Raw genomic sequence first — 12,339 nt, 5'->3', positions numbered from 1 at the left:
TCCGTGCCGGTCAGGCCGGCTGCATGCGTGGCTCCACCCAGCCGGTCTCGGTGAGGTGCTCCAGCACCCGCTGGACCGCCTCCTCGACGGTCAGGTCCGAGGTGTCCACCACCAGGTCGGCGTCGGTGGGCTCCTCGTACGGGTCGTCGATGCCGGTCATGCCGGTGAGCAGGCCGGCCCGGGCCCGGGCGTAGAGACCCTTGCGGTCGCGCTGCTCACAGACCGCCAGCGGCGTCGCCACGTGCACCAGCAGGAAACCCGCGCCGGCCGCCTGGGCCATCTCCCGGGCGGTCGACCGGGCCGCCGCGTACGGCGCGATCGGGCAGCAGATGCCCACCCCCCGGTGCCGGGCGATCTCGGCCGCCACCCAGCCGATCCGGCGCACGTTCAGGTCCCGGTCGGCCTTGCTGAAGCCCAGCCCGGCGGAGAGCTCCCGCCGCACCACGTCGCCGTCGAGCAGCGTGATCGTCCGGTCGCCCTGCTCCCGGAGCACGTCGGCGAGACTCCGGGCGATCGTCGACTTGCCCGAGCCGGAGAGGCCGGTCAGGAAGATCACCAGACCGCGGTGCCGCCGGGGCGGGCGGGCCCGGGCCAGCTCCCGCGCCACCGCGGGCGGGGTGTGCCACTCGGGCAGCGGGAAACCCCGGTCCAGCAGGTCGTCGATCTCGTGCTGGCTGAGCGCCAACCGGCGGTTGCGCGGTGGGATGTCCTCCCGCCAGCGCCACTGCCCGTCCCGGTTGTCGTACGCCAGCTCGCGCGGCACCAGCACCCGCAGGCCGGCGCCGGAGAGCATGCCCTCGGTGGAGAGCAGATGGGTCACGCCGTACGCGGCGGCGACCCGCGCCCGCAGCAACGCGTCGCTGATCTCGTCGCTGCGCCGCGCCAGCGGCACCGCCACCAGCGTCGCCGGCGGCATCCGGTCGCGGGCCGCGAACACGCTGCGCACCAGCGCCTCGGCCGGCAGGCCACCGCTGGACTCCTCGCCCACCGGGATCAGCACCAGCAGGTGCGCGCCGAGCGTCCGGGCCGCGTGCGCGATCTGGGCCAGCTGCGGGCGGTGCAGCGCACGGTCGGCGAAGACGCCGAGCACCCGGCCCGGCGGCAGCAGCCCGCGCACCTCGTCCGGGCCGCGTCGCAACCGCTGGAACGGCCCGTGGCCGCCGTCGCCGAGCCGGCGGACCACGCCGCCCACGCCGACCGTGCCGTCGCGGGTCGGCCAGACGTCGATCACGTCCATGGCCGCCACCGGGGCGCCCTCGCCGTCGGTGAGCACCAGCGCCCGACGCGCCGGGTCGGCCAGCTCCAGCCCGTCGGCGAGCGCCGCCGGCACCTGGAGCGTCACCGGCACCGGCCACGACGTGCCGTCGGCGAGCCGGCCACGCCGGCCCAGCGAGGCCAGGTCCGCCCGGGTCATGAAACCGCTCAGCGGCGCGTACGCCCCGGTCAGCAACAACTCCAGATCGGCCAGCTCAGCGGGTCTTGGCGCGTACGACGGCGCATCCCGCAGCACATCCTCGGGCAGGATCCACCCGTTGCTCATCGAACCCCCAACTCGCCGGCCGGCACACAGTTTCGCAGCCCACCGGCGATCGGTCGAGAGCGCCACTCCACCTCCCGGTCACCCGCAGGTCGACCGGGTGTCGCCGGGCGGGTTCAGTCGGCGGTCGTCAGCGCCGCCGCGCCGAACGAGACGGCGAACCGCTCGCACCAGATGGAGACGCTGGTCAGCCCGGTGAGATCGGTTCCGGCGGGGATCTCGTACGCCTGGTCGCCCCGGTTTCCCTTGAGCGGACCGAGCGCCACGTGCCGCCCGTCGTCGAAGACCCGCCACCCGGACGGCCCGGTCCGAACCGGCTGGTCGGTCAGCCAGACCTGAAGATCCGGACCGTTCGAGGTGTCCAGCCCGACCAGTTCCAGCCGGTGCCGCCCGTCGGCGGTGCGGACGATCCGGGCGGCGCCCCGGGTGTCGTGCTCGTGGCTGACGAACTCGCCGCCGCCGAGCAGCACCGGGCCGGCGGGCGTCGGCGACTGCGTGGCCGGGCGCGACGGCCCGGCCGACCCCGTGGACGGCACCACGGAGGGCACCCCGGACGGCACCGCCACCAGTTCCTCGTGCACCTCCGTGTCGGTGACCAGCTTCCAGGGCTGGAACCAGTACAGCGCGGTCGCCGCCCCGACCACGAGGACGGCGACGGCGATCCAGGTCAGCGGCGCACGCAGCAGACGCATCGGCATGCGTCGAGTGTCCCGGTGCCGGGCGCGGCGGGCACCGGTCCGGCCGCTTACGGAAGCCTTACCGGCGGTGTCCGGGCCGAATCAGGGACAACCCCGAGCGTTTCCCGGTGCAAAGGCGGGCCCGCGCTTCCTAGGCTGGCAGCGTGACACTGCTCGCGACCGAGTCGCTGACCAAGACGTACGGAGGCCGGGTCACCGCGTTGGCCGACCTCACCGTGTCGGTCGAGCCGGGGATCATCGGGCTGGTCGGCGCCAACGGCGCCGGCAAGTCCACCCTGATCAAGATCCTGCTGGGTCTGCTCCCGCCGACCAGCGGCCGGGTGCAGGTGCTCGGCCTCGACCCCACCACCGATCCGGCGCAGGTCCGCGCCCGGGTCGGCTACATGCCCGAGCACGACGCCCTCCCGCCGGATCTCTCCGCCGCCGAGCTGGTCACCCACCTGGGCCGGATGAGCGGGCTGCCGCGCACGGTGGCCCGGGAACGCGCCTCCGAGGCGCTGCGCCACGTCGGCCTGCACGAGGAGCGGCACCGGGCCGTCGGCGGCTACTCCACCGGCATGAAGCAGCGGGTCAAGCTCGCCCAGGCCCTGGTGCACGACCCCGACCTGCTGCTGCTCGACGAGCCCACCAACGGCCTCGACCCGGCCGGCCGGGACGCCATGCTGGCGCTCATCCACCGGATCGGCACCGAGTTCGGCATCTCCGTGGTGGTCTGCTCCCACCTGCTCGGCGAGGTGGAGCGGATCTGCGACACGCTTGTCGCCATCGACGGCGGCCGGCTGCTGCGCGCCGACCGGGTCGCCGCCATGACCACCGCCACCGACGTGCTCGCCGTCGAGGTGAGCGAGGGTACGGAGGAGCTGGCGGCCCGGCTCACCGCGCTCGACCTGCCGGTGTCCCGGGACGGGCGGCTGCTGCTCGTCCCGCTCGCCGACGACCACACCTACGACCTGATCCTCGGCGCGGTCGCCGAGCTGGACCTGCCGCTGCACCGGCTGGACCAGCGACGGCACCGGGTGGCCGAGCTCTTCGCCCCGAGGGAGCCCAGCCATGTCTGACGCGACAGGCGTCATCCACGACATCGGATACCAGCGATACACCGGCCCACGGCTGGGCCGACGGCAGGTCTTCGGCGCGCTCTACGGCCACGGTCTGCGTACCGTCTTCGGGTTGGGCCGCAGCGCCAAGGCGAAGATCTTCCCCTGGCTGGTGGTGGCCGTGGTCACCGTGGTGGCCGCCGGGCTGACCGCGGTCCGCAGCCAGCTCGGCCAGGTGGTGCTGACGTACGCCCAGTTCGCCGACGCGATGAGCTGGCTGGTCATCTTCTTCGTCGCGGTGGCCGCGCCCGAGCTGGTCTCCCGCGACCTGCGCAGCGGCGTGCTCCCGCTCTACTTCTCCCGTCCGCTGCCCCGCGGCGACTACGCGCTGGCCAAGCTGGCGGCCCTGATGACCGCGCTCTGGCTGCTGCTCGGCGGTCCGCAGCTGGTGATGTTCCTCGGCGCCGCGTTCACCACCTCGCGGGGCATGCGCGGGGTGTGGGACGAGCTGCTCGACCTGCTGCCCGGCCTGCTCTACGCCGGGCTGTGGGCGGTGGTCTTCGCCTCGATCGGCCTGCTGGTCGCGTCGCTGACCGGCAAGCGTGCCTTCGCCGCCGGCGGCATCGTCGCGGTGTTCCTGATGACCACGCCGGTGGTCGGCGTGCTGTCCATCATGCCCTCCCGGACGGTCAACGAGCTGGCGTTCCTCGCCTCCCCGTCGTCGCTCGTCAGTGGCGTGGGCACCTGGGCGCTGGGCGACCTGCTGACCCAGGGACAGGAGGGGGGCATCCCGATCGGCGGCTTCGGGCCGGTCTACGCGGTGGTCGCCGTCCTGCTGGTCGCCGCCTGCGTCAGCCTGCTGCTCCTGCGATACCGGAAGGTGGCCGCCCGATGACGGCGCTGCACACGCAACCGGCGGCCGACGCGCCCGCCGTCACCACAAGCACCCTCGACCTGGCCGGCGTCTCCCGCTGGTACGGCAACGTGGTGGCGGTCAACGACGTCACCATGCGGCTCGGCCCCGGGGTGACCGGCCTGCTCGGCCCGAACGGCGCCGGGAAGACCACGCTGCTGCACATGATGGCCGGGTTCCTCGCCCCGTCCCGGGGCGCGGTGACGCTGGACGGGGAGCCGACCTGGCGCAACCCGGGCGTCTACCGGCGGCTCGGCCTGGTCAGCGAGCGGGAGGCGGTGCACACGTTCCTCAGCGCGTACGAGTTCGTGCTGGCCAGCGCGAAGCTGCACCGGCTGCCGGACCCGGAGGCGGCGGCCCGGCGGGCGATCGAGCTGGTCGAGCTGGAGGGCGCGCAGGGCCGCCGGATCGGCACCTACTCCAAGGGCATGCGGCAGCGCACCCGGGTGGCCGCCGCGCTGGTGCACGACCCGCAGGTGCTGCTGCTCGACGAGCCGTTCAACGGGATGGACCCGCGACAGCGGCTGCACATGATGGCGCTGCTGCACTCCCTCGGCGACGCCGGCCGGACCATCCTGTTCAGCTCGCACATCCTGGAGGAGGTCGAGCAGGTCTCCGGCACGGTCCAGGTGATGGTGGCCGGTCGGCTGGCCGCCTCCGGCGACTACCGCACCATCCGCCGTCTGATGACCAACCGGCCGCACGTCTTCGCGGTGCGCTCCACCGACGACCGGGCGCTGGCGGTGGCGCTGATGGCCGAGTCCTCGGTCTCCGGCGTCGAGCTGGGCCGCACCGGCCTGACCGTCAAGGCCGGCGACTACGGCGCGTTCACCCGGGCCCTGCCCCGGATCGCCCTCCGCCACGGCATCCGGGTCCGGCAGCTCCTGCCGGAGGACGAGTCGCTGGAGAGCGTCTTCTCGTATCTGGTGGAGGCCTGATGTCGACCGTTACCTGGATCACCGCCCGCGGCCTGTTCGGCCGGAGCCGGTTCCTCATGCTGTTGCCGTTGCCACTGGTCCTGATCGGCCTGGCGGTGCTCTGCCGGTCGCTCGGGGTGGACCCGGGCCAGTGGGGGCCGCCGGTGCTGGTCGGCCTCGGCCTGGCCGTGGTGCTGCCGGTGGTCGCGTTGATCGTCGGCACCGGCGTGCTCGGCGCCGAGATCGACGACGGCACCGTGGTGCACATCCTCACCAAGCCGCTGCCCCGCTGGCAGATCGTGCTGCCGAAGCTCGCGGTGGCGGCCGGCGTCAGCGCGGTCACGGTCGCCGTCCCGCTCTACGTGGCCGGCGTGCTGGCCGACTCGGTCCGCCTCGGCCTGGCCCTGGTCGCCGCGTCGGTGGCCGGCGCGTTGGCCTACTCGGCGCTGTTCCTGGCGCTCAGCCTGGTGAGCCGGCGGCCGGTGCTGCTCGGCCTGGTCTACGTGCTGATCTGGGAGGGGCTGCTCGGCCGGTTCGTCGACGGCACCAAGGTGCTCTCGGTCCAGCAGTGGGTGATCGCGATGGCCGACCGCATCGCACCGACCGCGCTGCTCGGCACCACCGTCTCGGTGCCGGTGGCGGCCGTGCTGACCGTGTTGGTGACGGTCGGCTTCACCGCGCTGGCCGTAGACCGCCTCCGCTCCTTCAGCGTCGCCGGCGAGACGAGCTGAAAGGCCGGGCCCCCTGTTAACGCCTCCGGTATAGATGGGGCCCCCTCTAACACGCGCGTGTTAAGAGGGGGCCCCTCCTTGCATCCCGGCCCGAGCGGCGTCAGAACGCGCAGGCGATGACCAGCTCGGGGGTGCGGTCGGGCAGCAGATCGAGCTTGGCGATCCGCCCCGCCGCGCGCACGTCGTCGGCCACGGTGGTGAGCTGGTCGAGCAGGGCCGCCGGCCCGAGCGCCTCGGCCAGCGGCACGTCCGCCTTCATCGACAGCTTCCGCTCCGACTTGGCGCGGCGCACCTGCCCCAGCGCGTCGGCGGCCAGCCGCAGCAGCTCCGGGTTGCCGGGCGCGGCCAGCGCGCGGTCCACCTCGTACGTGGTCGGCCACGTCGCCCGGTGCACCGAGCCGTACCGCCACCAGGACCAGACCTCCTCGGTGACGAACGGCAGCACCGGCGCGAGGAGCCGCAACTGCACCGACAGCGCGGTGGCGAGCGCCGCCCGCGCCGAGTCGGCCGCCGGCCCCTCGCCGTAGGCGCGTTCCTTCACCAACTCGATGTAGTCGTCGCAGAACCGCCAGAAGAACGCCTCGGTGGCCATCAGGGCGGCGGTGTGGTCGTACCCGTCGAGGGCCGACGTCGCCACCGCGACCACGCCGGACAGTTCGGCGAGCATCGCGGTGTCGAGCGGTTCACTGGCGGGGGCCCGCAGCGCGTCGGCGGCGCCCAGCCCCAACGCGAAGCGGGACGCGTTGAGCAGCTTGGTGGCCAGCCGGCGGCCCACCTTGACCTGGGCCGGGTCGAAGGCGAGGTCCATGCCCGGCTTGCCGTTGGCGGCCCAGTAGCGGACCGCGTCGGAGCCGTGCTCGGCCAGCAACCCCATCGGGGTGACCACGTTCCCCTTGGACTTGGACATCTTCTTCCGGTCCGGGTCGAGGATCCAGCCGGAGAGCACCGTCGTCCGCCAGGGCAGCACACCATGTTCCAGGTGCGAGCGGGCCACGGTGGCGAACAGCCAGGTGCGGATGATGTCGTGTCCCTGCGGGCGCAGGTCCATCGGGAAGACCCGGGCGAACAGGTCCGGGTCGGTCTCCCACCCGCCGACGAGCTGCGGGGTCAGCGACGAGGTGGCCCAGGTGTCCAGCACGTCCGGATCGCCGGTGAAGCCACCGGGCCGATCGCGCTGCGACTCGGCGAAACCGGGCGGCGGCTCGCTTGTCGGATCGATCGGCAACGTCGCCTCGTCCGGTGTGAGAGGGTGGGTCCAGTCCGGCTCGCCAGTGTCGTCGAGCCGGTACCACACCGGCACCGGCACGCCGAAGAACCGCTGCCGGCTGACCAGCCAGTCGCCGGTGAGACCGCCCACCCAGTGCTCGTAGCGGTGCCGCATGTGCGCCGGCACCCAGCGCAGCTCGCGCCCGCGGGCCAGCAGCTCGTCGCGCAGGTCGGCGTCCCGGCCGCCGTTGCGCAGGTACCACTGCCGGGTCGAGACGATCTCCAGCGGCCGGTCGCCGCGCTCGTAGAACTTCACCGGGTGGGTGATCGGGCGCGGCTCGCCGACCAGGTCGCCGGCCTCGCCCAGCAGCTCCACCACCGCGCGCCGGGCGCCGTTGACGCTCTGCCCGGCCAGCACCGCGTAGGGCCCCGCCGGCACGTCCGCCGGCGGCTCCGGCAGCAGCCGCCCGTCCCGGCCGACCACCACCCGGGTGTCCAGCCGCAGGTCACGCCACCAGGTCACGTCCGTCAGGTCACCGAACGTGCAGACCATCGCGATGCCCGTGCCCTTGGCCGGGTCCGCCAGCGCGTGCGCGCGCACCGGCACCGCCACCCCGAAGACGGGGGTACGCACAGCGGTGCCGACCAGGTCGGCGTACCGCTCGTCGTCGGGGTGGCAGACCAGCGCCACGCAGGCCGGCAGCAACTCCGGCCGGGTGGTGTCGATCAGCACCTCACGCCCGTACGGCCCGGTGAACCGCAGCCGGTGGTACGCGCCGGGCCGGACCCGGTCCTCCAGCTCCGCCTGCGCGACCGCGGTGCCGAACCCGACGTCCCAGAGCGTCGGCGCCTCGGCCTGGTACGCCTCACCGCGGGCCAGGTTGCGCAGGAACGCGCGCTGGCTGGCCGCGCGTGCCGCCGACCCGATCGTGGTGTACGTCAACGACCAGTCCACGGAGAGGCCGAGCCGCCGCCACAGCGCCTCGAACGCCTGCTCGTCGGTCACGGTCAACGTCTCGCACAGCTCGATGAAGTTGCGTCGGGAGATCGCCGTCGGGTTCTTCCGGGCGTCGGCGCTCACCGGCGTGGCCGGCGGTCGCCAGTCCCGGTCGTACGGCAGCGCCGGGTCGGGGCGCACGCCGTAGACGTTCTGCACCCGCCGCTCGGTGGGCAGCCCGTTGTCGTCCCAGCCCATCGGGTAGAAGACGGTCCGCCCGCGCATCCGCTGGAACCGGGCCACGACGTCGGTGTGCGTGTACGAGAAGACGTGCCCCATGTGCAGCTCGCCCGACACGGTCGGCGGCGGGGTGTCGATGGAGTACACGTCCGCGCGTTCCTTCGTGCGGTCGAACGCGTACGTGCCGTCCGCCTGCCAGCGACGGGCCCAGGTCTCCTCGAGCCCGTCCAGGCTCGGACGCTCGGGGACGCCGGAGCGCCCCGTCCTCGTCGTGTCGGTCATCCGCCGATGGTAGGCACCCCCGGCGGCCCGCTCCACGTCTTTCCCCCGGCCCCACCGCCCGTCGATCTTGCACTCTCTGCCCCGGCATAAGCCGCGAACGGGACATTCGCCGGGCCCGAAGCGCAAGATCGACGGGATGGGAAGGGATAGGAAGGGACAGCTAGAGCAGCGAGTCGCGCCACTGGCGGTGCAGGGCGGCGTACCGGCCACCTGCCGTGGCCAGCTCGGCTGGTGGGCCGTCCTCGACGATCCCGCCGGCGTCGAGCACCAGCACCCGGTCGGCGATCTCCACGGTGGAGAGCCGGTGGGCGATCACCAGCGCGGTGCGGTCGCACAGCACGTTCCGCAACGCGCGCTGCACCAGCCGCTCGGTCGGCACGTCCAGCGACGAGGTGGCCTCGTCGAGGATCAGCACCCGGGGGTCGGCCAGGAACGCCCGGGCGAACGCGACAAGTTGCCGCTGCCCGGCGGAGAGCCGGCCGCCACGTCGGTGCACGTCGGTGGCGTACCCGTCGGGCAGCGCGGCGATGAACTCGTGCGCGCCGATGGCCCGGGCGGCGGCCACCACGGCGGCGTCGTCCGCGTCCGGGCGGCCGAACCTGATGTTCTCCGCGACGGAACCGCTGAACAGGTGGGTCTCCTGGGTGACCAGCACCACCGCCTGGCGCAGTTCGGCGTCGGCCAGGTCGCGCAGGTCCACCCCGTCCAGGTGGACCGAGCCGGCGTCCGGGTCGTGGAAGCGGGCCAGCAGCTTCGCCAGCGTGGACTTGCCGGCCCCGGTCGGGCCGATCAACGCCACGGTCTGTCCGGCCGGGACGGTCAGCTCCAGCCCGGACAGGATCGGCGTCTCCGGCCGGTAGCCGAAGGAGACCGAGCGGAAGACCACGGCGCCGCGCGGCGGCCCGGCGGGCAGCGGCACCGGCCGCGCCGGCTCGGCCACCGCCGGGCGCTCGTCCAGCACCCCGGCCAGCTTCTCCAACGCCGCGGTCGCCGACTGGAGCGAGTTGTAGAACTGGCTCAGCTCCTCCATCGGCTCGAAGAACCGCCGCAGGTAGAGCAGGAACGCGGCGAGCACGCCGACCTCGGTGTGGCCGCCGAGCACCCGCCAGCCGCCGTACGCGAGCACCGTGGCGGCGGTCAGGTTGCCGATCAGCCGGATGCCCGGCGAGTAGATCGCGATCAGCCGGAACGCGCGCAGGCTGGCCCGCCGGTAGTCGTCGTTGACCGCGGCGAAGATGCGCTGGTTGCGGGGCTCGCGGCGGAACGCCTGCACGGCCCGGATTCCGCGCAGCGACTCGACGAAGTGCACGATGACCAGCGCCACCGCCTCCCGGGTGCGCCGGTACGCCCCGGCGGAGGCCCGCGCGAACCAGCGGGACAGCCCGAACAGGAACGGGAACGCGAACAGCGTGACCGCGGCCAGCGGCTGGTCCAGCCAGAGCAGGATGCCCGCCACCGACAGCACCGACAGCACGGCCATGACCAGCCGGTCGATCCCGCCGTCGACCAGCTCACCGATCGATTCCAGGTCGCTGGTCAGCCGGGACACCATCCGGCCGGACGTGTACCGCTCGTGGAAGCCGACGTCGAGGCGGAGGAAGTGCGCGTACACCCGCTGGCGGAGGTCGAGCAGGACGGCCTGGCCGATCCGGGCGGCGAGGGCGAGGAACGCGCGCCGGGCCGCGTACTCGACGGCGGTCGCCACGACGAACGCGGCGGCGACCGCGACCAGTGGCCCGGCGTCACCGGCCCGCAGCGGCCCGATGCCCCGGTCGATGCCGAGCATGACCAGGTACGGGCCGGTCATCGCCGCCGCGTTCTGGGCCAGCAGCAGCGCCACGGCCAGCCCGAGCGGCGCCCGGTGCGGGTGGAGCAGCGTCCGCAGCAGGAGCCGGCTGCGGACGCGGAGCCGGGTCACCGCCGCCGGTGACGAGCCCTCCGCGCGGCTGCGGTCGGCGTCCGGGTCGGTGGCCCGGCCCCGCCACCGGGTCAGGTCGGCGTCCGGCGCGGTCACGACCGCACCAGGCCGACGCCGCCCGGCCGACCCTCCGGCTCGGCGGAGAGCACCGCCCGGTACGCCGGCACCCCGGCCAGCATCTCGGAGTGGGTGCCGACGGCCACCACCCGACCGGCCTCCAGCAGCGCCACCCGGTCGGCCAGCGCCACGGTCGAGGGCCGGTGCACCACCAGCAGCGCCGTGGTGTTCCGCAGTACCCGGCGCAGCGCGGCCTCGACAAGCGCCTCGGTGTGCACGTCCAGCGCGGAGAGCGGGTCGTCGAGGACCAGCAGGGCGGGCCGGCCGAGCACCGCCCGGGCCAGCGCGAGCCGCTGCCGCTGCCCGCCGGAGAGCGACAGCCCCTGCTCACCGACCCGGGTGGCCAAGCCCCACGGCAGCTCGTACGCGAAGTCCGCCTGCGCCAGCGTCAGCGCGGCCCGGATCTCCTCCTCGCCGGCCTCGGGCCGGCCCAGGGTGAGATTTTCCCGGACCGACATGGAGAACAGCGTCGGCTCCTCGAAGGCCACCCCGACCAGCCGGCGCAGCGAGCTGAGGCGCAGGTCGCGTACGTCGTGCCCGTCGAGCGTGAGCCGGCCGCCGGTCACCTCGTGCAGCCGGGGGACCAGCGAGAGCAACGTGCTCTTGCCGCACCCGGTGGCGCCGACCAGGGCGAGCGTCTCGCCCGGCTCGACGGTCAGGTCCAGGTCGTGCAGCACCGGGGCGGGCGCGCCGGGATAGCGGAAGCTCACCCGCTCGAAGCGGAGCCGGCCGTGGACCTCACCCCGACCCAGCGACCGGGCGTGCGGGGCGTCCACGATGGTCGGCGGCGTGTCGAGCACCTCCTGGATCCGGTCGGCGGCGGTGGCGGCCTCCTGCCCGTTCGCGATGATCCAGCCGAGTGACTGCACCGGCCAGATCAGCATCAGTTGGAGGCTGACGAACGCGACCAGTTGCCCGATGGTGAGCGCGCCCCCGGCCACGGCGGCGGCGCCGGCCACCAGGACCGCGCCGAGCGTCAGGTTGGGCACCAGGTCGAACAGCGCGGAGGTGCGGGCCAGCAGGCGGGCCTTGCCGATCCCGGTGTCGTGCAGCCGGCGGGCGCCGGCGGCGAACCGGGCGGCCAGTTCCGGGCCCCGCCCGTACGCCCGCATGGTGCGCAGCCCCTGCGCGGTCTCCTCGACCAGCGTGGCCACGTCGCCCTGCTGGTCCTGCATGCGACGGGAAGCCGCGTGGTAGTGCCGGGCGAACCGCCGGCTGATCAGGAACAGCGGGACGGCGCTGGCCGCGACCAGCAGCCCCAGCCAGGGGTGCAGCCGGATCAGCAGCACCACCACGGCGGCGTAGGTGATCAGGTTGAGCGCCAGGAAGAGCAGACCGAAGGAGAGGAACCGGCGGATCACCGAAAGGTCGCTGGTGATCCGGGAGAGCAGTTGACCGGACTGCCAACGGTCGTGGCAGCCGACCGGGAGCCGTTGCAGGTGCGCGTAGATGTCGGCCCGGATGGCCGCCTCCATGCCCACCGACGAGGACGACTGCGTCCACCGCCGGATGAAGATCAGCACGGCTTCGGCGAGCCCGAGCAGCAGCGCGAGCGCGCCGAGCCGGAGCAGGCCGGAGCCGTCGTGCCGGGCCACCGGCCCGTCCACCACCCGCTGCACCACCAGCGGGACGGCCAGGCTCGCCGCGGTCGCGGCCAGCGCGGCGACCAGCAGCCAGGCGAACTCCGTCGCGTACGGGCGCAGGTAGGGCCGCAGCCGCCAGAGGTTGCGCAGCGGCTGGGACCGGGCGACCGGATGCGCCGCGGGATTGCCGTCGCTGGGCGCGGGCACCAACCGACGGTAACGG

General features: G+C 73.9%; 9 protein-coding genes. 4 read left to right on the top strand and 5 right to left on the bottom strand.

The genetic code is table 11. The annotated features are described in order from the left end of the window. Nucleotides 1–10 precede the first annotated feature (10 nt). A complete protein-coding gene (gene cysC / locus OG767_RS27735; protein WP_405091147.1) occupies nucleotides 11–1,540 on the bottom strand; it encodes an adenylyl-sulfate kinase in 1,530 nt (509 codons plus the stop codon). Nucleotides 1,541–1,653: 113 nt separating this feature from the next. After that, nucleotides 1,654–2,235 (bottom strand): DM13 domain-containing protein, encoded by a 582-nt coding sequence (locus OG767_RS27730; RefSeq protein ID WP_405091146.1) that lies wholly within the window; start codon nucleotides 2,233–2,235, stop codon nucleotides 1,654–1,656. 143 nt (nucleotides 2,236–2,378) lie between these two features. Here OG767_RS27730 and OG767_RS27725 point away from each other — a divergent pair, with 143 nt between their 5' ends. The 4 genes from OG767_RS27725 to OG767_RS27710 are packed head-to-tail and all read left to right on the top strand — an operon-like array spanning nucleotide 2,379 to nucleotide 5,833. After that, nucleotides 2,379–3,293 (top strand): ABC transporter ATP-binding protein, encoded by a 915-nt coding sequence (locus OG767_RS27725; protein WP_405091145.1) that lies wholly within the window; start codon nucleotides 2,379–2,381, stop codon nucleotides 3,291–3,293. After that, nucleotides 3,286–4,167, top strand: a complete 882-nt coding sequence (locus tag OG767_RS27720) for an ABC transporter permease (RefSeq protein ID WP_107158989.1) — start codon at nucleotides 3,286–3,288, stop codon at nucleotides 4,165–4,167. The genes OG767_RS27725 and OG767_RS27720 overlap by 8 nt, the downstream gene beginning before the upstream one ends. After that, nucleotides 4,164–5,123: an ABC transporter ATP-binding protein gene (locus OG767_RS27715; protein ID WP_405091144.1), complete on the top strand. Its 960-nt coding sequence runs from the start codon at nucleotides 4,164–4,166 to the stop codon at nucleotides 5,121–5,123. The genes OG767_RS27720 and OG767_RS27715 overlap by 4 nt, the downstream gene beginning before the upstream one ends. After that, complete coding sequence (locus OG767_RS27710; RefSeq protein WP_405091143.1) at nucleotides 5,123–5,833, top strand: ABC transporter permease; 711 nt, start codon at nucleotides 5,123–5,125, stop codon at nucleotides 5,831–5,833. The genes OG767_RS27715 and OG767_RS27710 overlap by 1 nt, the downstream gene beginning before the upstream one ends. Before the next feature lie 100 nt (nucleotides 5,834–5,933). Here OG767_RS27710 and valS read toward each other — a convergent pair whose 3' ends face one another. The 3 genes from valS to OG767_RS27695 form a co-directional block, all read right to left on the bottom strand. Then, entirely contained in the window at nucleotides 5,934–8,498 is a 2,565-nt protein-coding gene (gene valS / locus OG767_RS27705) for a valine--tRNA ligase (RefSeq protein WP_405091142.1), read from the bottom strand. Between the two features lie 160 nt (nucleotides 8,499–8,658). Next, the gene (locus OG767_RS27700; RefSeq protein WP_405091141.1) at nucleotides 8,659–10,512 is read right to left on the bottom strand and encodes an ABC transporter ATP-binding protein; all 1,854 of its coding nucleotides are present in this window, start codon (nucleotides 10,510–10,512) and stop codon (nucleotides 8,659–8,661) included. Further along, nucleotides 10,509–12,323 (bottom strand): ABC transporter ATP-binding protein, encoded by a 1,815-nt coding sequence (locus OG767_RS27695; RefSeq protein ID WP_405091140.1) that lies wholly within the window; start codon nucleotides 12,321–12,323, stop codon nucleotides 10,509–10,511. The genes OG767_RS27700 and OG767_RS27695 overlap by 4 nt, the downstream gene beginning before the upstream one ends. Between the last annotated feature and the right edge of the window lie 16 nt (nucleotides 12,324–12,339).

Source organism: Micromonospora sp. NBC_01392, assembly GCF_045040125.1.
Lineage (GTDB): Bacteria > Actinomycetota > Actinomycetes > Mycobacteriales > Micromonosporaceae > Micromonospora.
Note: the sequence above shows the minus strand (reverse complement) of the source record. Positions and strands in the feature narration are given on the sequence as shown.